Origin of the sequence: Amycolatopsis sp. NPDC051102, from assembly GCF_040682815.1 — a bacterium.
Classification (GTDB): Bacteria; Actinomycetota; Actinomycetes; order Mycobacteriales; family Pseudonocardiaceae; genus Amycolatopsis.
In genome coordinates, this window is sequence record NZ_JBFBBT010000002.1 from 610,115 (window position 1) to 633,209 (window position 23,095).

At 72.5% G+C, this 23,095-nt stretch carries 16 protein-coding genes and 1 pseudogene; 5 read left to right on the top strand and 12 right to left on the bottom strand.

Annotated features, from left to right (window positions below):
* Window positions 1-153 precede the first annotated feature (153 nt).
* The 4 genes from AB0M93_RS08745 to AB0M93_RS08760 are packed head-to-tail and all read left to right on the top strand — an operon-like array spanning window position 154 to window position 4,824.
* Complete coding sequence (locus tag AB0M93_RS08745) at window positions 154-1,155, top strand: alpha/beta hydrolase (RefSeq protein WP_364269910.1); 1,002 nt, start codon at window positions 154-156, stop codon at window positions 1,153-1,155.
* Window positions 1,155-1,694 carry a 2Fe-2S iron-sulfur cluster-binding protein gene (locus AB0M93_RS08750; protein WP_364269912.1) on the top strand — a complete coding sequence of 180 codons (540 nt, stop codon included), beginning with the start codon at window positions 1,155-1,157 and terminating at the stop codon, window positions 1,692-1,694. Before AB0M93_RS08745 ends, AB0M93_RS08750 begins: the two co-directional genes overlap by 1 nt.
* Window positions 1,691-2,686 carry a xanthine dehydrogenase family protein subunit M gene (locus AB0M93_RS08755; RefSeq protein ID WP_364269914.1) on the top strand — a complete coding sequence of 332 codons (996 nt, stop codon included), beginning with the start codon at window positions 1,691-1,693 and terminating at the stop codon, window positions 2,684-2,686. Before AB0M93_RS08750 ends, AB0M93_RS08755 begins: the two co-directional genes overlap by 4 nt.
* Window positions 2,683-4,824, top strand: coding sequence for a xanthine dehydrogenase family protein molybdopterin-binding subunit (locus AB0M93_RS08760; protein WP_364269916.1), 2,142 nt, complete (start codon window positions 2,683-2,685; stop codon window positions 4,822-4,824). Before AB0M93_RS08755 ends, AB0M93_RS08760 begins: the two co-directional genes overlap by 4 nt.
* A gap of 34 nt (window positions 4,825-4,858) precedes the next feature.
* Here AB0M93_RS08760 and AB0M93_RS08765 read toward each other — a convergent pair.
* The 12 genes and pseudogenes from AB0M93_RS08765 to AB0M93_RS08820 form a co-directional block, all read right to left on the bottom strand.
* A pseudogene (locus AB0M93_RS08765) lies at window positions 4,859-5,098 on the bottom strand (DJ-1/PfpI family protein); the annotation flags it as partial.
* A 260-nt stretch (window positions 5,099-5,358) separates the two neighbouring features.
* Window positions 5,359-6,921 carry an ABC transporter ATP-binding protein gene (locus AB0M93_RS08770; protein WP_364269918.1) on the bottom strand — a complete coding sequence of 521 codons (1,563 nt, stop codon included), beginning with the start codon at window positions 6,919-6,921 and terminating at the stop codon, window positions 5,359-5,361.
* Window positions 6,918-7,739, bottom strand: a complete 822-nt coding sequence (locus AB0M93_RS08775) for an ABC transporter permease (protein ID WP_364269920.1) — start codon at window positions 7,737-7,739, stop codon at window positions 6,918-6,920. Before AB0M93_RS08775 ends, AB0M93_RS08770 begins: the two co-directional genes overlap by 4 nt.
* Complete coding sequence (locus AB0M93_RS08780; RefSeq protein ID WP_364269922.1) at window positions 7,732-8,685, bottom strand: ABC transporter permease; 954 nt, start codon at window positions 8,683-8,685, stop codon at window positions 7,732-7,734. The genes AB0M93_RS08775 and AB0M93_RS08780 overlap by 8 nt, the downstream gene beginning before the upstream one ends.
* Window positions 8,682-10,292, bottom strand: a complete 1,611-nt coding sequence (locus tag AB0M93_RS08785) for an ABC transporter substrate-binding protein (protein ID WP_364269924.1) — start codon at window positions 10,290-10,292, stop codon at window positions 8,682-8,684. The genes AB0M93_RS08780 and AB0M93_RS08785 overlap by 4 nt, the downstream gene beginning before the upstream one ends.
* A 137-nt stretch (window positions 10,293-10,429) precedes the next feature.
* Window positions 10,430-11,644 (bottom strand): MFS transporter, encoded by a 1,215-nt coding sequence (locus AB0M93_RS08790; RefSeq protein ID WP_364269926.1) that lies wholly within the window; start codon window positions 11,642-11,644, stop codon window positions 10,430-10,432.
* Between the two features lie 13 nt (window positions 11,645-11,657).
* A complete protein-coding gene (locus AB0M93_RS08795) occupies window positions 11,658-12,704 on the bottom strand; it encodes a ketoacyl-ACP synthase III (RefSeq protein WP_364269928.1) in 1,047 nt (348 codons plus the stop codon).
* Window positions 12,705-12,726: 22 nt separating this feature from the next.
* Window positions 12,727-13,980: an ATP-grasp domain-containing protein gene (locus tag AB0M93_RS08800; RefSeq protein WP_364269930.1), complete on the bottom strand. Its 1,254-nt coding sequence runs from the start codon at window positions 13,978-13,980 to the stop codon at window positions 12,727-12,729.
* A gap of 11 nt (window positions 13,981-13,991) precedes the next feature.
* Window positions 13,992-15,944, bottom strand: a complete 1,953-nt coding sequence (locus AB0M93_RS08805; RefSeq protein WP_364269932.1) for a biotin carboxylase N-terminal domain-containing protein — start codon at window positions 15,942-15,944, stop codon at window positions 13,992-13,994.
* Window positions 15,945-15,950: 6 nt separating this feature from the next.
* Window positions 15,951-17,555, bottom strand: coding sequence for a carboxyl transferase domain-containing protein (locus AB0M93_RS08810; RefSeq protein WP_364269934.1), 1,605 nt, complete (start codon window positions 17,553-17,555; stop codon window positions 15,951-15,953).
* Window positions 17,552-18,757, bottom strand: coding sequence for an aminotransferase class I/II-fold pyridoxal phosphate-dependent enzyme (locus AB0M93_RS08815; RefSeq protein WP_364269936.1), 1,206 nt, complete (start codon window positions 18,755-18,757; stop codon window positions 17,552-17,554). Before AB0M93_RS08815 ends, AB0M93_RS08810 begins: the two co-directional genes overlap by 4 nt.
* Before the next feature lie 10 nt (window positions 18,758-18,767).
* Window positions 18,768-19,628: a 3-hydroxybutyryl-CoA dehydrogenase gene (locus tag AB0M93_RS08820; RefSeq protein WP_364269938.1), complete on the bottom strand. Its 861-nt coding sequence runs from the start codon at window positions 19,626-19,628 to the stop codon at window positions 18,768-18,770.
* A gap of 615 nt (window positions 19,629-20,243) precedes the next feature.
* On the opposite strand from AB0M93_RS08820, the gene AB0M93_RS08825 reads away from it, so the two are divergent.
* On the top strand, window positions 20,244-23,090 hold the full coding sequence (locus AB0M93_RS08825) for an AAA family ATPase (protein WP_364269940.1): 2,847 nt from the start codon (window positions 20,244-20,246) through the stop codon (window positions 23,088-23,090).
* The last annotated feature ends 5 nt before the right edge of the window (window positions 23,091-23,095 follow it).

Consider the following 23,095-nt stretch of genomic DNA (forward strand, 5'->3'; position numbering starts at 1 on the left):
GGACCTCGCGCGTCCCCGGAACGGGGTGCGGTGCGGGGTGTTCCCGTCCTGGTGGCGTCACGCCATCGATGGTGGGACACGGCTCGCGGCCGGGGCATCCGTCAAACGACCTAACCGCGCTGTGGGGTACCGGCGCCGGATTCCCGGAGTCGGATGACCGATGTGGATCGGCAGGCGGGCACCGACAGTGGAGCAATGGCACTGGCCCGTCCCCCCTTCGAACCCGAACTCGGCGGTCTCCTCGCCGAGATGCCGTCCACCCCCGCACTCGACCGCGAGACGCTCGCTCTCATCCGGCCGTTCGCTGCGTCCTCGCCGGAGCCGCTGTTGGCGGACCGGGCCGTCGATCGGCACGATTTCGCCGTCGACCGGTCCGACGGCACCCGGCTACCGCTGTCGGTCCTCAGTCCCCCGAGCCCGGACCGCGCTCCGTGCGTCTACTGGATGCACGGGGGCGGAATGGTGATGGGCGACCGGTTCTCCCAGATCGACATCCCGCTGGACTGGCTCGAGGCGTTCGGTGCCGTCGTGGTTTCCGTGGACTACCGGCTCGCGCCGGAGGCAACCGGAACGAGCCTCGTCGACGACTGCTACCACGGCCTGCTGTGGGTGGCCGAGCACGCCGGCGAGCTGGGCGTCGACCCGGACCGGATCGTCGTCGCCGGCACCAGCGCCGGCGGCGGCCTCACCGCCGGGGTCGCCCTGATGGCCCGCGACCTCGGCGGCCCCCCGCTCGCCGCCCAGGTGCTGATCTGCCCCATGCTCGACCACCGCAACGACACCACCTCCAGCCTCCAGTACGCCGGCGGCCCCGGCGTCTGGACGCGGGAGATGAACGAGTTCGGGTGGCAGTCGGTGCTCGGCGGGCTGGACGGCGACGCCATCCCCGGTCACCTCTCCCCCGCGCTGGCCGACGACCTGTCCGGGCTGCCGACGACCTACATCGACGCGGGCTCCGCGGAAGTGTTCCGCGACGAGGCCGTCGCCTACGCCACCCGCATCTGGGCGGCCGGCGGCCAGGCGGAACTGCACATCTGGGCGGGCGGCTTCCACGGGTTCGACGCCCTGTACCCGGACGCGCGGCTCTCGGCCCAGGCACGCCGCACCCGCAACGACTGGCTCGAGCGGGTTCTGACCCCGGAACGAGGACGCTGATGACCGAGCACACCCGCAGCGAGATATCGCTGCGAGTCAACGAGACGACTCACCGGCTGTCCGTGGACAACCGCCGGACGCTGCTCGACGCGTTGCGGGAGGACCTCGGCCTCACCGGCCCGAAGAAGGGGTGCGACCAAGGGCAGTGCGGCGCCTGCACGGTGCTGTGCGACGGCCGCCGGGTGGTCTCCTGCCTCACCCTCGCGGTCGCCGCCGACACCACCTCGGTCACGACCGTCGAAGGACTGGCCACCGAGGGCGAGCTGCGGCCGATCCAAGAAGCGTTCGTGCGCCTGGACGGCTTCCAGTGCGGCTTCTGCACGCCCGGGCAGCTCTGCTCGGCGGTCGGGATGCTCGCCGAACACGCCGAAGGCTGGCCGAGCGCCGTCACCGCCGGCGACGCACCGGACCGGGCGCCGGAGCTGGACGAGGCCGAGGTGCGCGAGCGGATGAGCGGGAACCTGTGCCGCTGCGGCGCGTACCCGTCGATCGTGCGCGCGGTGCTCGAGACCGCGGCACGCGAGGGAGGTGCGATGTGAGGGAGTTCGCCTATCAGCGTGCGGCACAGGTCCGCGACGCGCTCACCGCCGTCGCCGGCGATGCCGGCGCCCGGTACCTGGGCGGCGGCACGAACCTCGTCGACCTGATGAAGTGCGGGGTCGAGGAGCCGACCCGGCTGGTGGACGTCCGCCGGCTGCCGCTCGACGGCGTCAGCGAAACACCGGACGGCGGGCTGGTCATCGGGGCGACCACGACCAACAGCGACATGGCCGCGCATCCGGAGGTGCGCCGCCGGTTCCCGGCGCTGACCCAGGCCGTCCTCGCGGGTGCGTCCGGTCAGCTGCGGAACATGGCCACGGTGGGTGGCAACCTCCTGCAGCGAACCCGTTGCGGCTACTTCGCCGATCTCTCCCAGCCGTGCAACAAGCGGGTGCCCGGCAGTGGATGCGCCGCGATCGGGGGCGTGCACCACAACCACGCGGTACTGGGCCACTCCGGGCACTGCGTGGCGACCCACCCCTCGGACATGGCGGTGGCGCTCGCCGCGTTGGACGCGGTCGTGAGCTACGAGACACTCGACGGCCCGGGTGGGGTCCCCTTGTCCCGGTTCTACCTGCCGGTCGGTGACCGGCCGGACCGGGAGACCGCGTTGCCGCCCGGCGCGCTGATCACCGCCGTCGTCCTGCCGGGGTCCGCGTCGGGCCTGCGGTCGCGCTACCGCAAGGTCCGCGAGCGCGCGTCGTACGCCTTCGCGACCGTCTCCGTCGCCGCGGCGCTGGACATCCGCGACGGCGTGGTGCGCGACGTGCGCATCGCGCTGGGCGGCGTGGCGTCGCGTCCCTGGCGGGCCGGTTCCGCCGAGGCGCTGCTCCGCGGCGCCCGGCCCACTGCCGAGCGGCTCCGGACCTGCGCCGAGGAGGCGCTGAGCGACGCAAACCCGTTGCGCGACAACGGGTACAAGGTGATGTTGGCGCGGAACCTGGTCGAGGCCGTGCTCGGTGAACTCACGGGAACGGAGATGGATCGATGAACGCGGATACCGTCGGCACCCCACGCCCCCGGATCGAGGGCCGGCTCAAGGTCACCGGCGCCGCCCGCTACGCCGCGGACATCCCGATGCCGGACCTGGCCCACGGCTGGCTGGTGACCGCCGCCCTCTCCCGAGGCCGGATCCGCGACATCGACGCCTCGGCCGCGCTCGCCATGCCGGGTGTGCTCGGAGTACTCGACCACCGCAACGCACCCCGGCTCAACCCCCAGGCCGGCAACTACTTCGGCCCCGACGGCAGCCTGCTCCTCCTGCAGGACGACGTGATCCCGTATGCGGGCTGGCCGCTCGCGCTGGTGGTGGCGGAAACGCCCGAGCAGGCCAGAGCGGCCGCGGCGGCGATGCGGGTCACCTGTGACGGCGAGCCGCACGACCTCGATTTCAGCCTGGAGCACCCGGCCGCGCGGCCGGCGTCGACCGCCTTCGGCCCGGAGGCGGACATCGGCGACCTGAAGGCGGAACTGGCGGCGTCCGCGGTCGTGGTCGAGGAGCGCTACTGCACGCCCGAAGAGAGCCACTGCGCCCTCGAGCCGCACGCCGCGACCGTGTGGTGGGACTCCGGCCACGTCTACGCCGTGGACGCCAACCAGGGAGCGTTCAGCGTGTCCGAGGTCCTCGCCGCGTTGTGGTCCCTCGACCGGGAGCGGGTGCACGTTCGTTCCGAGCACGTGGGCGGCGGTTTCGGTGGCAAGGGCGCCTGCGGCCCGCAGGTGGTGCTCGCCTCGATGGCCGGCCGGCGGTTCGGACGCCCGGTGCGGATCGCCATGACACGGGCGCAGGTTTTCGAGACGACCTCGTCGCGGCCTCGGACGGACCAGGTGATGACCGTCGGCGCGGACGCCGACGGCCGCCTGCGGGCCATCCACCACCAGGCTGCCTATGCCCTCTCGCCGCTTTCGGAGTACATCGAGGCGTGCACCGAGCAGGCCAAGATCCTGTACTCGGCGCCGGCGATCCGCACCCAGCTCACCGCCGTGCCGCTCGACGTCCTGCCGCCCGCCTCGATGCGCGGGCCCGGCGCGACACCCGGCTCGTTCGCCCTGGAGTCGGCGATCGACGAGGTCGCCGAGCGGCTGGACCTGGACCCCCTGGAACTGCGCCTGCGCAACCAGCCTGCGGTCACGCCCGTGACGGGGCGGCCCTTCAGCACCCGCCGCCTGGTCTCCTGCATGCGGGAGGGCGCACGCCGGTTCGGCTGGGCGGCCCGCGACCGGCGCCCCCGCTCCCGGCGCGAGGGCCCGCTGCTGATCGGCAGCGGCATGGCCGCCACCTCGTTCAGCGCCGGGGTGTTCCCGTCCCAGGCCTCGATCACCGCGGAGCCGGACGGGACGTTCACGGTGTCGATCGGAGCGAGCGACATCGGGACCGGCGCCCGGACCGCGCTGACCGCGGTCGCCGCCGACGCGCTGGGGGCCGGCACCGAACGGATCCGCCTCCGGATCGGCGACAGCGATCTCGGCATGGCGTGGGGCGCGGGTGGTTCCCGCGGCACGACGTCCTGGTCCTTCGCCATCACCGAGGCTGCCAAGAAGCTGCGGGAGAGCCTGGCCGATCCCGTCCGGCCGGTGACCGCGACGGTGGACACCACCACGATGATCGACTTCCAGCCGGACCGGGAACGCCAGACCTACAGCGCCGTCTTCGCGGAGGTCACCGTCGACCCGGCCACCGGCGAGGTCCGGGTCCGCCGGCTGCTCGGCATGTTCGCCGTCGGCCGGGTGATCAACCCGCTGCTGGCCCGCAGCCAGGTGGCCGGCGGGATGATCATGGGGCTGTCCATGGCCCTGCACGAGGAGAGCGTGCGAGACCCCCGCACCGGCCGCCTGGCGAACGGCGACTGGGCGGGCTACCACATCGCCGCGCACGCCGACGTGCCCGACATCGAGGCGGATTTCGTGCCGGACTACGAGCCCCAGGACCCATCGGGGTTCAACGGCCTCGGCGAGATCGGCACCGCAGGCACCGCCGCGGCGATCGCCAACGCCGTGTGGCACGCCACCGGCACCCGCCAGCGGACCCTCCCGATCCGCCTCGACCGCGTGCTGGAGCGGACCACTGCCGCCGCAGGCGACCTACCGCTCGACTTGAATACTCACACACAGGCTGACGCAGTTTCGTGATCGACGACCTCTCGCCCGGCCGGCAACAGCTGTCCTACCAGGGTTTGGCGAAGTCCTTCACGATGCGCTCGCAAAAGGCCGGCAGATCGTCGGGTGATCGGCTCGTGGTGATGTTGCCGTCGGTGACGACCGGCTTGCCCGACTGGACGAAGTCGCGGACGAACCGCACGGCGGCGGGTTCCATCCGCCGCTTGTCCGGGTTCACCGTCCCACCCGGGAGGAGGAGCGCCTCGTAGTCGTCGACCGACACGTCGCCGACCAGCTGGTCCACTGTGGGCGTACCGGCGTCTTGCAGGTCGTGGTCGCGAGGCCGTCGCCGGGGGGCCGAAGGAACGCGCTGTGTTCGTGTGGCGGGCCTTCCCGAAGTTCGTGCTCGGCTTCGTCGCCGTCTCGGCCCTGGCCACCGCCCACCTGCTCACCAAGGCCGAGGTCACCAGCCTCGGCGACCTGTCCAAGTGGGCATGCTTCGCCGGCGTCGGGCTGACCTCCGGCAGATGGCCCGTAGCGGCTTCGTCCTGCTTGCCTTCCCGTGGATCACCTTCTCGTAGTGCTCAGCACCGAACGCCCGGGAATCGCCGCCAGCAGTTCCTGCGTGTACTGCGACTCCGGCTGCTCCAGCACCCGGGCGGCCGGGCCCAGCTCGACCAGCGCGCCCCCGCGCATGACGCCGACGTGGTCCGCGAGCTGCCGGACCACGGCCAGGTCGTGTGAGATGAACAAGTACGTGAGCCCGAGTTCCGACTGCAGCTCCGCCAGCAGGCGCAGGATCTGGGCCTGCACCGAGACGTCCAGGGCCGACACCGGTTCGTCGCACACCACCAGGTCCGGGCGCAACGCCAGGGCCCGGGCGATGGCCACCCGCTGCCGCTGGCCACCCGACAGCTCGGCCGGCTTGCGGCGCGCCACCGCGGAAGGCAAGGCCACCTGCTCCAGCAACTCGGAAACCCGGGCCCGGCGATCCGGTATCCCGAATGCCCGCAGGGGTTCCGCGACGACGTCCTCGATGGAGAACTTCGGGTTCAGCGACGCGTACGGGTTCTGGTAGACGATCTGCATCCGGCGCCGCAGCCGGCGCAGTTCTGCCCCGCCCAGACCGGTGATGTCCTGGCCGTCGAACGCGATCGAGCCTGCCGTCGGCGTCTCCAGCCGCAGCACCATCCGAGCCGTCGTCGACTTGCCCGAGCCCGACTCGCCCACCAAAGCCAGGGTCTGGCCGCGGGGGATGTCGAAGGACACTCCGCCGACCGCGCGGATGCCGCCGTCGAAGGTCTTCGCCAGGTCACGGACCGAGACCAGCGGTTCGGCGGGCGGAGCCGGCGGACGTGACGCGCTCGACGTGCTCGGCGCCGCCGCCCAGAGCTGCCGCGTGTAGGGATGCGTCGGCGCGGTGACGACCGAGGAGCCTTCCTCGACCACCGCACCTTGGGAGAGCACCACGATCCGCGACGCCCGGTCGGCCGCGACGCCGAGGTCGTGCGTGATCAGCAGGATCGCCGTGCCCGAGTCGGCGGCCAGCGACGTCAGGTGGTCGAGGATCCGCCGCTGCACGGTGACGTCCAGCGCGCTGGTCGGCTCGTCGGCGATGATCAGCTTCGGTCTCCCGGCCAGCGCGGCCGCGATCAGGACGCGTTGCCGCAGGCCGCCGGACAGCTGGTGCGGGTACTGCCGTGCCCGCAGTTCCGGATCCGGGACGCCCGCCCGTTCCAGCAGCTCGACCGCCTGGACGCCGGCCGACCGCCGGTCCGCGAGCCCGTGGATCTTCAGCACCTCCGCGACCTGCTCGCCGATCCGGTGCACCGGGTTGAGCGACACCGCGGGGTCCTGCGGCACCAGGGCGATCTCGCGCCCGCGCACCCCGCGCCACTGCTTGTCCGACAGCGTGAGCAGGTCCCGGCCGTCGAAGGTGATGGCGCCGCCGCCGACCCGGCCGCCGCGGGGCAACAGGCCGATCGCCGCGTGCGCGGTGGTCGACTTGCCCGAGCCCGACTCGCCGACGACGGCGACCACTTCGCCCGCGTCGACGTGCAGGCTGACGTCGCGGACGGCCGGGACCGTCTTGTAGGACACGGCCAGCTGGGCGATCCGCAGCAGGGTCATCGGTCTCCTCCGTCCAGTGCGCGGGACAGCCGGTTGGCGGACAGCACCACCGCCGCGACCGCCAGTCCCGGGAACGTCGTCATCCACCAGGCCGTGGCCAGGAAGCTGCGCCCGCCGGCGACGAGCGAGCCCCATTCCGGCGTCGGCGGCGTCGCGCCGAAGCCGAGGAAGCTCAGCGCGGACACCTCGAGCACGGCCGTGCCGAGGGTGAGTGTCGCCAGGGCGAGTACCGGTCCCGCGGCGTTCGGCAGGACGTGCCGGAGCAGCACCCCGGACCAGCGCACCCCAGCAGCACGGGCTGCTTCGACGTACACGCCGTTGCGCACGCGAAGCACCTCCGCGCGCATCACCCGCGCGAACGACGCGAGGTTCGCGATGCCGACGGCGATCGCGACGTTCGTCGTGCCGAAGCCCAGCGCGGTGACCAGGGCCAGCGACAGCAGGATCGGCGGGATGGCCAGGAAGACGTCGACGAACCGCATGATCACCGTGTCGAGCAGACCGCCGCGGAAGCCCGCCAGCAGGCCGAGCGCCGAACCCGCGAGCAGGGCCACCAGCACGGCGATCGCGGTCGCCCGCAGCGAGAGCGACGCGCCGTGGATCACCCGCGCGTAGACATCGCGGCCGGTTTCGTCCGTGCCGAACAAGTGCTGCAGCGAAGGGCCGTGCAGCCGTTCCTTCGGGACGCCGGTGATCGGGTCGTAGCCGGTCAGCAGCGTCGGTACGAAGGCCGCGAGCAGCACGAACGCCAGCACGGCGACGGCGAGCACCAGGCCCGGGCGGCGTACCACGCGGGCCGGGGTGGCGAGGTCAACCACGGGCCACCTCCGGGGTGCGGGCGATGCGGGGGTCGAGCAGCGGGCAGAGCAGGTCGACCACCAGGTTGAGCACCACGAACACCAGCGCGGCGAGCACGATCACCGCCTGCACCACCGGGACGTCCTGCGCGGTGACGGCGGCCGCGGTGATCCGGCCGACGCCGTCACGGGAGAAGACCGTCTCGGTGATCACCGAACCGGCGACGAGGTTGCCCGCCACCACGCCGGCGACGGTCAGCGCCGGCACGGCCGCGTTGCGCAGCAGGTGTCCGAAGTGGACGCGCCGGCGGCTCGCCCCCTTCGCGGCGGCGATCTCCGCGTACGGTTGCTCCTGCTGCGTGGCGAGGCTCTTCGCCAGCACCTGCCCGATGATCGCGCCGGTCGGGAGCGCGAGCGTGATCGCCGGCAGGATCACCGCGGCGAAACCCTGCGTGCCGAGGGCGGGCAGCAGCCGCAGCCGGAACGAGAAGAACTGGATCAGCAGCAGCCCGACCCAGAACGGCGGCAGCGAGATCGCCAGCGACGGCAGGGACAGCAACGCCTGGCGCAGCCAGCTGAACCGGGTCAACGTGCCGAGGAACGCCGAGCCGCCGCCGAAGAGCACCGCGAACACCAGCGCGAGACCGGTCACCGCCAGGGTCGGCGGCAGCGCCGTGACGACCATGTGCGTTGCGTCGTCGCCGGTCGCGACGCTGCGGCCGAAGTCGCCGTGCAGGGCCGAGACCAGGCGTTCGACGTATTGGACCGGCAGCGGCGAGTCGAGGCCGTACTCCGCGCGGGCGGCGGCGAGCTGCTCGGGCGTCGCCGACGAACCCGCCTCGCCGCTGGCGAGCTTCGCCGAAACGGCGTCACCCGGCAGCAAGTAGAGGATCAGGAACGACAGCGTGAACGCCGCCCACAGCACGAACACCGCCTGCCCGGCCCGGCGCAGGAGATAGCGTCTCACGACAGCCACGCGTCGAACAGCTGCAGCCGCGACGACGCCTCGAAGCCGACGGCGTGCGCCTTCGCACTCACGGCGACGACCTGGGTCAGCTCGAACACCGGAATCGCGTAGGCGTGCTCGACGATCAGCTTCTGCGTCTCGTCGGTGGCCGGCTTGCGCTTGTCCTTGTCCACAGTCGACGATTGAGCGTCCAAGGCGACATCCAGCGGGTTGCCCGGCGTCAGCTTGCTCCGGTTCCCGGCCTTGGTGGAGAACTGGCCGCGCAGGATGTCCGGATCGGCGCGGGTCACGTTGTACCAGAGGAAGTCGTAGTCGCCGGACAGCTGGATCCGGGTGGTCTCGGCGGTGGTGTGCTGCTCGATCTTCAGGTCGAAGCCGATCTTGCGCAGCTGCTGCTGGATCAGCTCCAGCACGCTGCGGTTCTGGTTGAACACCGGCGAGAACACGATGGACGCGCTCAGCCGCTGCCCGTTCTTGACGCGGATGCCGTCGGCGCCGGGCACCCAGCCGTCGCCGTCCAGCAGCGCCGCCGCACCCTGCTGGTCGTGGGCGAGCTGCGCGGACAAGTCGGTGTACAGCGGCGTCGCCGAGCCGAGGATGCTGGTCGCGGCCCGGTAGTTCGGCGTCAGCACCGTGTTCACGACCTCCGCGCGGTCGACGCCCTTGAGCACGGCCAGGCGCACCTTTTCGTCGGTGAGCACGCCGCGGGTGGTGTTCGCGTGCAGGTTGAACACGACACCGGGGTTGGGGCGGATGTTCTCGCTGAAGCCGTTACCGGTGAACTGCGGTTCGTCGACCGGCTGGATGTCGGTGGCGGCGTCGAGCTGGCCGGAGGCGAGACTGCCGGTGCGGACGCCCGGCTCGGGCACGATCTTGTAGTCGATCTTGTCGAGGTAGGCCTCGCCCTGGTGCTTGAACTGCGCCGAACCCCAGGCGTAGCCCTGGCGCTTGGCCAGGACGATTTCCTGGTTCTGCTTGAAGCTTTCGAAGACGAACGGCCCCGAGCCGATCAGGCCGTCGCCCTGGCAGCGCTGCTCCGGAGTCTTCTTGAACGCCGCCGGCGCCAGGACGCCGAGCGACACCGTCGAGCTGGCCTGCAGGAACTGCGCGCTGGGCGCGGAGAACTCGATACGCACGGTCTGCGGGTCGACGACCGTCGATGCCCGGTACGCGGCGAGGTAGCCGTAGCCGAGCTGGGCTTTGGTGGCCAGTGCCTTGATACCGTCGAAGCTGGCCTTGACCGCGGCGGCGTCGACCGGGCTGCCGTCGGAGAAGGTGGCACCGGGGCGCAGGTGGAAGGTGAACGCCGTCGAATCGGCGTTGATGTCCCACTTCTGCGCCAGCCACGGCGTGATCTCGCCCGTCTTCTCGTCCTGATCCGTCAGGGAGTCGACGAGCTGGCGGGCGACGTTGATGGACGCGTTCGTGGCGACCTGCTGCGGGTCGAGGCAGTCGGGCGCGGACGAGATACCGAGCCGCAGGACGCCGCCGGGCTTGGGCGGTCCGGCATCGGCGGCGGACTCGGTGCCCGCGGCGGCGCAGGCGGTCAGCAGCAGGGGCAAGGCGAACAGGGCCGCGGCGTTGCGGGCATGGGAAAGCAGGGACACCGGACGGCCTCCAGCGGGGAGCAAATGGGTCTTCTGCGCCCGACGCTAGCCGGGTGCTGGAGGCCGTCCCACGGTGCGAACCGGAGTCTCATTCTCTGGCACTCCTGGGACAAGCTCTTGACACGCAAGCAAAAAGTTCACGCGCCTTGACGTTCGAGCGCGTCGACCCGCGTGCGCTCGGCCCAGCGGACCACCGCGGGAACGGCCAGGCCCGTCGCGGCGAAGATGCCGCCGATCACGAACCAGCCCGGGGTTCCCCAGGTGATGCACAGGGCGATCAGCACCGCCGGCCCCAGCGTCACGCCGAGCCCCAGCCCCATGCCGAAGAGTCCCTGGTACTGGCCGACCGCGTGCGGCGGCGCCAGCGTGAACGACAGCTCGAAACCGCCCGCCGCTTGCCACAGCTCGCCGATCGTGTGCACGACCACCGCGGCCAGCAGGAGCACGAGGGACAGCCACGTCGGCGCCCCCGCCATCGCCGCGATCGCGACACAGGCGGCGAAGAACGCGAACCCGGCCCGCCGGAACGCCACCGCGCCCGCCCGGGTCGTGTCGATCCGGCGGCTCGCCCGGACCTGGAAGAACACCACGATCACGGTGTTGACCACCATCACGCCGGAGATCGTCCAGTTCGGCGCCGCGGTCCGGGCGACCAGCCACAGCGGGACTGCCGCGGTCAGCACCCGGTACTGGATCGCCATGACGCCGTCGAGCAGGGTCAGCACCAGGTACGGCCGGTCCCGCAGCGCGACCCACCGGGGTCCCGCACCGGCCGGTTTCGGCGGGACCACGGGGAGGAACAGCACGATGGCCGTGCTCGTCGCGTAGGACACCGCGCTGCCGCCGATCAGCAGCAGGTAGGCGTTGCGGGTGTCGGCCGCGACACCCAAGCCCGCCAGCACCGCGCCGAGCGCGATGCCGAGGTTGGTCACCGACCGCAGGTAGCCGCGGAACTCGGCCGGCCGGTCGCCGCCGTACTCCTGCACGAGCGGGCTGCGCGCCGCCGGTCCCGCGGTCTGGGCCGCCGCACCGAGACTGGCGAAGACCACAAAGGACCAGAAGTCCTCGGCGAGGCACAGGCCCGTCATGGAGATCGCGCCGAGGACGAGCGTGAGCGCGTAGACGGTTCGGGCGCCGTGGCGGTCGGCGAGGTGCCCGAACGGGATCCCGGCCGCCAGCGACACCGCGCCCGCGATGGTCAGCCCGGCACCGACCTGACCGGCGGGCAGGTGCACGGCCCGGGTGAAGTACAGGACGCCGGCGGTCAGGTAGACGCCGTAGCCGGTCATGGTGACCAGGGTGGCCACGGCCAGCAGCCGGGGTGGTCCGCCGCGGGGCAGGAGCGCGGGCATGGGGTGGCCTCTCTCAGCGGTGGGACAGGGCAGCGGGGCGGTCTTCGACGCCGGCTTCGGGTCGCGGGCGGGCGGCGGTCCAGCGGCACAGGCTGACGCCGAGGTTCATGCCCCCGCCGAACCCGGCCAGCAGCACGACGTCCCCGGGCCGCAGTGCCCCGGACCGGTGGGCGGCGTCGAGGGTGACCGGCACGGACGCCGCGCCGGTGTTGGCGAACTCCCCGACGGTCAGGTGCAGCCGCGCGTTCGGCAGGTCGAGCGCGCCCGCGAGTTCGCGGAGCATGACCCCGTTCGCCTGGTGCGGCACGAAGTGGTCGACAGCGGTGGCAGGCACCCCGCTCTCGCGCAAGGCGCCGGCAATCGCGCCGGGCACGTGGGCGTTGACGAACTCGCGCACGCCGCGGCCGTTCATCCGGAAGAAGTGCTCGCCGTCCAGCACCGACCGCACCGACGCGGGCAGCCTGCTGCCGCCCGCGCGCACGCCGATCAGTTCGTGCTCGTCGCCGTGTCCGCGCAGCTGGCTGCCGATGACGCCCCCTCCCGCCGGTACCGCACCGAGTACGACCGCCCCCGCTCCGTCACCGAACAGCACCGCGGTCCGGCGGTCACGCGCGTCCAGGATGCGGGAATAGATGTCCGCGCCGACCACGAGCGCGTGGCCGCCGCCGCGCGCGTGCAGCAGCCCTTCGGCCATCGCGAGCGCGTAGACGAACCCGCTGCACACCGCGTTGACGTCGACCGCCCCGGCCGAGCGCGCGCCGATCAGGTGCTGGACGAGGCTGGCCGTCGCCGGCTGCGGGTGGTCGGGGGTGGAGGTGGCGACGACGACGTGGTCGACGTCGTCCGGGCTCAGGCCCGCGGCGAGCAGCGCGCGGTCGGCCGCGATCGCCGCGAGGTTGGAGGTGGCCTGGCCCGGTGCGGCGTGCCGGCGTTCGCGGATGCCGGTCTTGCGTTCGATCCACGCCGCGTCGACGCCGGCCGCCGGGGCGATCTCGGCGTTGGTGACGACGCGGTCGGGCAGGTAGGAGCCGGTGCCGATGATGCCGATGTCGGTGGTCATGTTCGTCCCCAGTTCGTCAGGTTCAGCGCAGGGCCCACAGGCCCGGCAGGCGATCGGGTTCGGATTCGGGCACGAATTTGACCGAGTCCACGAGGTCGGCGGCCAGCGCGCTCGCGGCTTCGGCGGTGTCGGCGCCGACCACGACGAGGCCGACGCGGTCGCCGGAGCGGTGCAAGGGCTGGACTTCGTCGCCGGCCGCGACACCCAGCTCCGCGTGCAGGACAGCGGGGTGCGCGAGCACCTCGTCCCAGCCCTCAACAGCCGCGAGCCGTCCCGGCGGTGGCGTGAAGTACCGGACGGCCGCACCGCGGCTCGGTTCCAGGGGGACGTCCGGGAGCGGGCGGCCGAGCATGTCGTCGAAAACCAGGCCGTACAGCTCGAGGCCGGGGATGGCGTGGGCGAGCATGCGGTGGATCCAGTCACCGCCGAAGCGGGCGTGCACCTCGCCGAGCACGACGCCGCCGGGCGTGAGCCACAGCTCGACGTGGAAGCCGCCGACGCGCAGCCCGAGCGTCTTCAGCGCGTTCGTCACCTGCTCTTCGATTTCCCGCTGCCGGACGTCCGGCAGCGGCGCGGGCAGCACGTGCCCGGTCTCGACGAAGAACGGCGGCGGCACCTTCTCCTTCGCCGTGATGGCGAGGATCTTCGGCGCGCCGCCGAGGAAGACCCCTTCGACGCTGAACTCCGGGCCGTCGACGAACTGCTCGACGAGGAACGGCTTGGCGTCCGGCAGCAGGGCCAGTGCCGCGGGCAGCTCGGCGGCGTCGCTCACCAGGCTGACGCCGGTGCTGCCCATGGCGTCCCGCGGCTTCACGATCCACGGCCCGGCGTACTCGCGCAGGAACCGTTCGGCCTCGGCCCGGTCCGCGCAGAGCCGGACGACCGGCTGCGGGAACCCGGCGGCGGCCAGGGCTTCCCGGCAGGCGTCCTTGGTCCGGACGCGGTGCACGGCCTCGGGCGGGTTGCCCGGCGCCCCGACCGCCTCGGCGGTCTCGGCGACGGCGACCTGGAGCAGCTCCTGAAGGGCGTAGACGGCGTCGAAGCGCTCACCTCGGGCGCGGGCCCAGGCGGCGGACTCGCCGGGCCGCGAGACATCCACGGCGGACGTCTCGGCCGCCTTTCCCACGACGTCCGCCGTGGCTTCGAGGACGTCGGCGGTGTTCGTGACGTGCACGCGGATCCCGCGGGCCGCGGCCTGGGCCAGCGCCTCGGCCGCCATGTCGAGGCTGAAGCTCAGCGGGCGGGCGCCGCCGACGAACAGCAGGTTTTCGGGCATGGGTGTCTCCTTCACGACTTCAGGGTGACGAGGACTTGGTCGGCGGTGACGCCGTCGCCGGTGGCGCACGAAAGCCGCTCGACCGTCCCGGCGAACGGCGCGACGATGCGGTTCTCCATCTTCATCGCCTCGACCACCACGAGCAGCTCCCCCGCTTCGACCTCGGCGCCGGGTGCGCACGCCACGCCGACGACGACCCCGGGCATCGGCGTGCGCACCGCGCCGTCGGACGCCTCGCCGCCGCCTTCGTCGAACGTGCGGCGCGCCAAGGCGACGCGGTGACCGCCGATGACGATCTCGTAGCCGCCGGCGGTGGGCAAACCCGTCCAGCGGGTGGTCCCGGCGGTGCCCCGGAAGAGGCCGTCGGCACCCCGTTCGGCGAGCACGGCGACCTGGTGACCCCCGGTTTCGACGTGGAGACCGGCGCGGTCGCGGGCGAGCAGCCGGGCTTCGCGGTCGCGGCCGTCGTACCGCAGGGTGATCCGGCCGAGCGGGGCGTCCGGGTCGAGTGCGGCACGGTCGAACGCCCCGATCGAGCCGCTCCAGGGTGACGCGGCCGCGGTCCGCTCCGGCACCGCCATCGCCGCCGCGCACGCGAGAGCCTGGGCGTCCCGGTGGTGCGGGGCGGGACGGGCGGTGAAGGCATCGACCAGATGGGTGTCCACCCGGCCGTCGGCGACGCGCGGCTCGGCGAGCAGCTCGCCGAGGAAGCCGAGGTTCGTGGTCAGGCCGACGAGCGTGGTGTCGTCGATCGCCTTGCGGAGACGCGCGAGGGCTTCCGGCCGGTCCCGTCCGGTGGCGACGAGCTTCGCGACCATCGGGTCGTAGAACCCCGGTACCGCGCCGGACTCGTCGAACGCGGCCTCGACGCGGACGTCCGGCGGCCAGCGGACGGCTTCGGCGTGGCCGGGCGCCGGGCGGAAGCCGTGCTCGGGGTCCTCGGCGTAGACGCGGCACTCGATGGCGTGGCCGCTGGCGCGGATCTGCCACTGCGGCAGCGGGAGCGGCTCGCCGTCGGCGACCCGCAGCTGCCATTCGACGAGGTCGAGCCCGGTGATCTCCTCGGTGACCGGGTGCTCGACCTGCAGCCGGGTGTTGACCTCCAGGAAGAAGAACCGGCCGTCGCCGTCGAGGATGAACTCGAACGTGCCCGCGCCGACGTAGCCGAGTGCGGTGGCGCCGCGGACCGCGGCGTCCAGCAGGGCGTGGCGGGTCGTCGCGGACAGGTGCGGCGCGGGTGCCTCTTCGACGATCTTCTGGTGCCGGCGCTGCAGCGAGCACTCCCGCTCGAGGAGGTGGACGACGTTGCCGTGCCGGTCGCCGAAGACCTGCACCTCGATGTGCCGCGGCGCGGCGACGTACCGCTCGGCCAGCAGCCGGCCGTCGCCGAACCCGGCCCGGCCCAGCCGGACGGCTTCCGCGACCGCCGCGGGCAGCTCGGCCTCGTCGTGGACGACGCGCATGCCCTTGCCGCCGCCTCCGGCGACCGGTTTGAGGATCACCGGGTAGCCGATCCGGCGGCCGTCGGCGAGCAGGGCGTCCGCGGACTCCGTGGCGTGCTCGGAGCCCGGCAGTACCGGAACGCCCGCCTCGGCCATCAGTTCCCGGGCGCGGGCCTTGTCCCCCATCGCCTCGATGGTGGCCGCCTCCGGTCCGATGTAGACCAGCCCGGCTTCGGCGACGCGGGCGGCGAACTCCGGGTTCTCGGACAGGAAGCCGTAGCCGGGGTGGACGGCGTCGCAGTCGGTCCGCAGCGCCGCGCCGACGACCGCGTCGATGTCGAGATAGCTGCCCCGGGCGGCCGATGGTCCGATGTGGACGGTGTCGACCGCACCTTCGAGGTGGGCCGCGCCGGAGTCGGCGTCGGAGTGCACGGCGACGTAGTCCACGCCGAGCCGGCGGCAGGTGCGCGCGATCCGGCGGGCGATTTCGCCGCGGTTGGCGATCAGCACACGTTTCGGCATCGTCCCTCACATCCTGAAGACCCCGAAGCGGGTCTCCCGCTTCGGCGCGTCGGCGGCCGTGGCCAGGCACAGCGTCAGCCAGTCGCGTGTCTCGACCGGGTCGACGACGGCGTCGACCCACAGCCGGGCCGCGTAGTACAGCGGCTGGGCCTGCCGCTCGTAGGCGGTCAGGATCGGCTCACGGATCTCCGCTTCCTCCTCGGGGGTGAGCTCGCGGCCTTCCTTGGCGAGCTGGTCGGCGCGGATCAGCGTCATCACCTTGGCCGTCTGCTCGGCGCCGACGACCGTGGAGCGCGCGCTCGGCCACATCGCCATCAGCTGCGACCCCATGGACCGCCCGCACATGGCGAAGTTGCCCGCGCCGTAGCTGCCGCCGATCACCAGGCTGAACTTCGGCACCTTCGCGCACGACACGGCGTTGACGAGCTTGGCGCCGTGCTTGGTGATCCCGCCGGCCTCGTACTCGGCGCCGACCATGAACCCGTTGATGTTGTGCAGGAACAGCAGCGGGATGTCCCGCTGCGCGCACACTTCGATGAAGTTCGCGGCCTTCTGCGCGCTCTCGGAGAACAGGACGCCGTCGTTGATCAGCACGCCCACCGGGTAGCCGCCGATGTGCCCGGTCCCGCAGACCATCGTCGGGCCGAACCGGGCGCGGTATTCGGTGAATTCGCTGTCGTCGAGCAGCCTGGCGAGGATCTCCCGCGCCGGGATGTGTTCCTTCAGCCCGGCGCTCACCACCCCGGGCAGCTCGGCGGGATCGTACTTCGGCGGGCGGGGCTCCCGCGGTGGCGGGGACAGCTCCGGCCGCGGGCTGCGCGCGGCCAGGTCGCGTAGGATCCCCAGGGCGTGGTCGTCGTTCTCGGCGAGGTGGTCGGCGACCCCGGTGACCCGGGTGTGCAGGTCGGCGCCCCCGAGCGTCTCGGCGTCCACCACCTCGCCGGTCGCCGCGCGCACCAGCTGCGGGCCGCCGAGGAAGACCGTGCCGGTGCCGCGGACCATCACCGTCTCGTCGCACATCGCCGGGATGTACGCCCCACCCGCGGTGCAGGATCCCATCACCGCGGCCAGCTGCGGCAGCCCTTCGGCGGACAGCTCGGCGATGTTGCGGAAGATCCGGCCGAGGTGGTCCTCGTCGGGGAAGAGGTCCTCCTGCAGCGGCAGGAAGACACCACCGGAGTCGACGAGGTAGATGCAGCCGAGGCCGTTCTCGCGGGCGATCTTCTGCCCGCGCAGGTGCTTGCGGACGCCGAGCGGGAAGTACGTGCCGCCCTTCACCGTCGCGTCGTTGGCGAACACCACGAACGGCCGCCCGGCCACGAGCCCGATCCCGACGACGAGCGCGGCCGAAGGCACCGGCTCTTCGTAGACGTCGTGGGCGGCGAGCTGGCCGATCTCCAGCAGCGGCGTGCCGGGGTCCAGCAGCCGCGCGATGCGCTGCCGGGCGGTCAGCTTGCCGCGCTCGGCGTGCTTGCGGTGGGCCTTCTCGCTGCCCCCGGCGAGCGCCGCGGCCCGGGCCCGGGCGATCACTTCGCGGTTGACCTCGAAGTCCTCGGCGTTGCGGCGGAACCCGGGCGACGCGACGTCGAGGTGCGAACGCAGGGCCGTCACGCCTCCCCCAGGGTGCCCAGCAGCGCCGCGAACCGCTCGATCTCGGCCGTGGTCATGCTGGCCCGCAGCATGATCCGCAGGCCGGCTTTGCCGCGGCCGATGATCGGGAAGAAGATCGGCGAGACGTAGAAGCCGTGGCGGAACAGGTCCTGGGCGAGCCGGACGGTGGCGTCCTCCGACCCGACGCGGAAGAACCGGATCGGCAGGCCGTCGCCGCGTTCGCCGGTCTCCACGAGCCGGTCGAACAGCGCGATGTTGTCCTGCAGCCGCTGTTGCAGCGCGGTCAGCTCGTCGGTGCGGTGCAGCTCGGCGGACGCGAGCAGGCCGCCGAGGCCCGCGGTGTTGATCCGCTGCGACCACATCAGCGGGCCGCCGTTGCGCTGCGCGGTGTCCAGCCGCCACTGCGAACCCCGTTTGCCGAGGAAGATCGCGCCGCCGGACGCGCCGAAGCCCTTGTTGAGCGAGGTGATGATGATCGTGCGGTCGTTGATCTGCCCGAGCTCCTCCAGCACGACACCGCGGCCGCGGTGGCCGACGGTCGAGATGCCGTGGGCTTCGTCGAAGAGCAGAAACAGGCCGTACTTCTCCTGAAGCGCCAGAAGTTCCCGCACCGGGGCTTGGCCGCCGGTGCTGTAGACGCCGTCGGCGACGTAGGCGACCCGCTTGTGCTGCTTGCACAACGCTTCCAGCGCCTCGACGTCGTTGTGCGGCACCATCGCGACTTCGGTCTCGTCGGCGACGCTCGGCTTCATCGCGTTGAGGCAGAAGTGCGCGTTCTTGTCGAACACCATCAGCGGCGGCTCGCCCTCGGTGAACAGGCCGGAGGCGACCAGCGGCAAGGCGGCCCACGCGGCGGCGGCGCAGGAGTTGAGCGTGACGGCCTCGACGTCGAACAGTTCCGAGAGCGCTGCCTCGGCGTCCCGCAGCGCACCGAAGCGAACCCGCATGCGGGAGGTCGAGGTGTTGAGCGCGCCTTCGGCGAGGACGGCGTCGGCCGCCGCTTTCACCAGCTTCGGGTGGGTGTCGAGGCCGAGGTACGAATACGAGGACATGTTGACGAACTCGTGACCGTCGTCGAGCGCGCGGTGGCGGCCGTCGCCGAGCCCGGCCACGACGACGTCGAACAGACCGGCCTTGTCGGTGACGTCCCAGAAGTCGTCGCTGATCCGGGCGGACTTCTTGATGTTGAGGAACGAGTGCACGGTGTCTCCTTCAGTACGTGTGGAAGCCACGGCCGGTCTTGCGGCCGAGGTGGCCGGCCTCGACCAGCCGGGACAGCGCCGGCGGGGCGGCGTACAGGGGCTGCTTGAACTCCTCGTGCAGCGCGGCCGCGATGGCGGCGACGACGTCGAGACCGATCAGGTCGGCCAGCCGCAGCGGCCCCATCGGGTGCTTGCAGCCCAGCTCCATGGCGCGGTCGACGTCTTCGGCCGGGCAGTACCCCGTGTCGACCATGCGGATGGCCGCCAGCAGGTACGGGATGAGCAGCGCGTTGACCACGAAGCCGCTCTGGTCGGCGACGGTGACCGGCTGCCGGTCGAGCGTGTGCTCGGCGAACGCGGTCACCGCCGCGGTGACCTCGGTGGCCGTCGGCAGCGCGGGGACGACCTCCACGAGCCGCATGGCCGGAACGGGGTTGAAGAAGTGCAGGCCGATCACGCGCTCCGGCCGGGAGGTCGCCGCGGCGAGCCGAGTGATCGCGATGGCCGACGTCGTGCTGGCCAGGATCGCGGCGTCGCCGGCGATCTTGTCCAGTGTGGCGAACAGGCCCACCTTGAGCTGCTCGTCCTCCGGGATCGCCTCGACCACCAGGTCCCGGTCGCCGAGCTCGGCCAGGTCCGTGCCGACGCTGATCCGCGCCAGCGCGGCGTCCCGCTCGGCCGGCGCCAGCTTCCCCTTCTCCACACGGCGATCGAGCGACGCCGCGATCCGGTGCGGAGCCGACGTCAGCGACGACTCCCGGGACACCGCCAGCCGCACGTCGAGCCCGCTCGTCGCGCAGAGCTCGGCGATGCCCGCACCCATCGTGCCCGAGCCGACCACGCCGACCCGGCTGATTCCATTCGCACCCACTTGTTTCCCCGCATTCTGCCGTGCCCGAATTCGCAGTGGCTCGTCAAGGAGCCGGCTTGAGTTCGATACCGAAAGCCCGATAGCCCCGACCAAAGGGCACACCTCCGGAACAGTTCGCGCCGAAGTCCGGCGGTGCAGCCATTCGCGGTGGTACCCCAGTGCCCCGGTTACTTCACCCCAGCCGTGGCGTTCGCCAGTCTGCCCATGCCCGGTGCCGCGGCGCCATGGGGGCCGCTCCCCCATCTTTTCCGTGGACCTCGTGGTTTCCCCGAGAACAGGGCGAATCCGGCATCGAGACAGTGGTCCGGACCGCTCGTGCGGCGTGGGTCACGGGGTCCGCTGGGCCAACCGGCCCTCCGGCGCGTGTCAACCACCGAACGAACGATTCGGCATTCACTCCCTGCCTGCCGCCCGCCGGCGAAATCTGGGGGAACGCGCCCCAGCCCGCCGGTCCGAGCCCCCGGAGTCGCAGCAGTGAATTCCAGCATTCGGTCCCGGTTGGCAATGCCGCGGTTGTCCTGTATCCAAGGAGCGGCGTCCGGAGAGGCGCCAGAGCTGGGGGCTCGATTCGATGGATGAATACAGTCATTCCTTTTTCCAGGCCGCTCGCCGGACATGCTGATCCGCTCACCGGAGCTGTTCGGCCGCGCCGGTGAGCTGCGGGAACTGGGCCAGGCCCTCGAACGCGCGCTGGCGGGCCACGGCGGCGCCGTCTTCCTGGTGGGAGAAAGCGGTATCGGGAAGTCCCGCCTGGCGCGGGAGCTGGCGGCCCGCGCCGCCGAGCGGGGCGTCCGGGTGCTGCGCGGCCACAGCAGCGCGATCGGTCCGGCAGTACCGTTCCGTCCGCTGGCCGAAGCACTGCTCGCGCTGGCGAGGGACACCGAACCGGTGGACGTCGGCGACCTCGGCTTGTACCAGCCGGCGCTGGGCGTACTCGTGCCGGACTGGCGTGGGAGCGCTCCGGACGAACCGGCACCGCCGTTGCTGGTGGTCGCCGAGGCGGTCCTGCGGCTGCTGACAGCTGTGGGGCGAGCAGGCGGTTGCATGCTGGTACTCGACGATCTGCACGACGCCGACGCGGAGACGCTGTTCGTGCTCGAGTACCTCGTGAACAACCTGGGCGCGGCCCGGGTGCTGCTGATCAGCACGATCCAGGACGGCAGCTCCGCAGCCCGCGACATCGCCCGGTCCGGGGCGCGGCACGGTGCCTGTTCGCTGCGCACCTTGCGCAGGCTGACCCGCGACGACGTCCACGGCATGGTCGCGGCGTGCCTCGGCACAGAACACGAGCGCGTTCCGGCCGCGACAGCCACGTCCCTGTGGCAGCTCAGCTCCGGGAACCCCCTCCTCCTCGAAGAGCTGCTGCACGAACTCGTTCACGAGCGCGTCCTGACCGAACGGCCCGATGGCTGGCACCTGGCCGGGCGAATGGCCGGCACCGTGCCCGCAGCGCTGGTCAGCGGCATCGCGGCACGGACGGCCAAGCTCGGCTCCGCCGGTGGGGAACTGCTGGCCGCCGCGGCGGTCCTCGGCCCCCGGTTTCCCGCGCCGGTCGTGCAGCGGATCGCCGGCGCCGACGACCGGACCGTGGCGGCGTTCCTCGGCGCCGCCGTCGACGCGCAGCTCGTCGAGCCGGATCCGGCGGCGTTCGGCTGGTATGTCTTCGGCCACCCGCTGACTGCCGAAGCCGTGCTCGCCCGGCTGAGCCCCACGCGGCGCGCCGAGCTCGCCAGGCAGGCGGCCGACACGACGGAGCTGCTGTATCCCGGCCTGCCCGGCGACTGGTGCACGCGAGCCGCGCGGCTGCGGCAGCTCGCGGGCGACCGGATCGCCGCCGGCCGGCTCTTCGCCGACGCCGGGCACCGGGCGCTCGCGGCGGCAGCTGCCGATCGCGCGGTCACGCTGCTCGAGCAGGCCGATGCGCTGCTGGCCGACAGCCCCGACCTGCCGCTGCGAGGCACCGTCCTCGAATCGCTGGTGTACGCGCTCGGCGAGACCGGGCAGACCGATCGGGCGTTCGCGTTGACAAGCCGGTTCTCCGACGTCGGGCTGTTCGACCGGGCCGCTGTGCTGCACGCGAGGGTGGCCTGGGCCGCGCACCTCGCCGGCCGGACCGACGACGGGCTCGCCCAGGTGACCGCGGCCCGCATCCGGCTGGGGCCCGGCGGCGACCGGGAGCGTGCCGCGGTCGACGCCGTCCACGCCCTGCTCCTGCTCGATGCGCCCGGCCGGGCGGGTGACGCCGGGGCGCTCGCTGCGGCTGCACTGGAACAGGCTGAGCGAACCGACGACCCGGTCGCCGCGGTGCCGGCGCTGCTGGGGCTCGCTGCCCTCACTCGTGACCCGGCGCGGGCCCGCGACCACCTCGAACGCGCGCGGCAGCTGACCGAGACCCACGGCATCCCGTTGTGGCGCACGCACGTCATGCTCCGGCTGGGCGAGCTGGCTGCCTTGGCCGAAGGGGATACCGGCGGGCTGGAGCTGGCCCGCGGACAGGCGGAACGCAGTGGTGCGGCTCCGGCGGCGCAGGCGGCCGAAGCCCACGCCATCCTGCACGGGCTGGTGCTTCGCGGGGAGTTCCACGCTGCCGCGGAGCGGCTCGGCGCCGTGGCCGGCCGAGCCCACGTCATTCGCGCTGTCCGCGCCGCGCACCAGGCCGACCGGGCCGGCATGGCGGAGGCGATCGGCGACTTCCGCGCCGCGAGCGGCGACCACCACCCGGACCTCGCTCTGTGCCTCGGCCTCGCCCAGGCGTTCTGCGCCCTGCTGGAGGAGGACCGCGACCAAGCCCGACGAGACCTGAAGCGCGCGCGAATCCAAGCCCCCGGCGGTGCGCCGCTGGCCGGGCAACACGGGCTCGAACTGCTGCTCGACATCCTCGCCGGTGACCTCGAAGCCGATGAGCCGGCCCGCGCGGCCACGGCCGCGGAAAGCATGTTCCGCTGGAACCGCCAGTTCGCGGCCCTCGCCGAGGCAGTGCTCCACGGCCGCCACGGCGACACCACCCGCGCGGACAACGCGGCGAAGGAAGCCCGGGAAGCAGCGCTGCCGTACCGGATGGCGGGGCACCTCGGCGCGCGTCTGGTCGCCGAGGCCGCGCTCGCCGACGGCTGGGGTGACCCGGTGACGTGGCTGCGTGCCGCGGAGGAGTACTTCCACGACGCGGAGATCCCCGCCGTGGCCGGAGCGTGCCGCACCCTCCTGCGGCGGGCCGGGGAGTCCGTGCGGCAACGGCGGCCGGGCCTGCACCGGCTCCCCCGCGAGCTGCGCGACGCGGGTGTCACGGTCCGCGAATACGACGTGTTCCGGCTGCTCGCGTACCGCCTCGGCAACACCGACATCGCCCGGCGCCTGCTCATCTCACCGAAAACGGTCGAGAAGCACGTCTCCAGCCTGATGGCGAAGACGAAGCTTCCCGACCGTGTGACGCTGTTCGACTACGCGGCCACGATCAGCCGCTGAGCCGG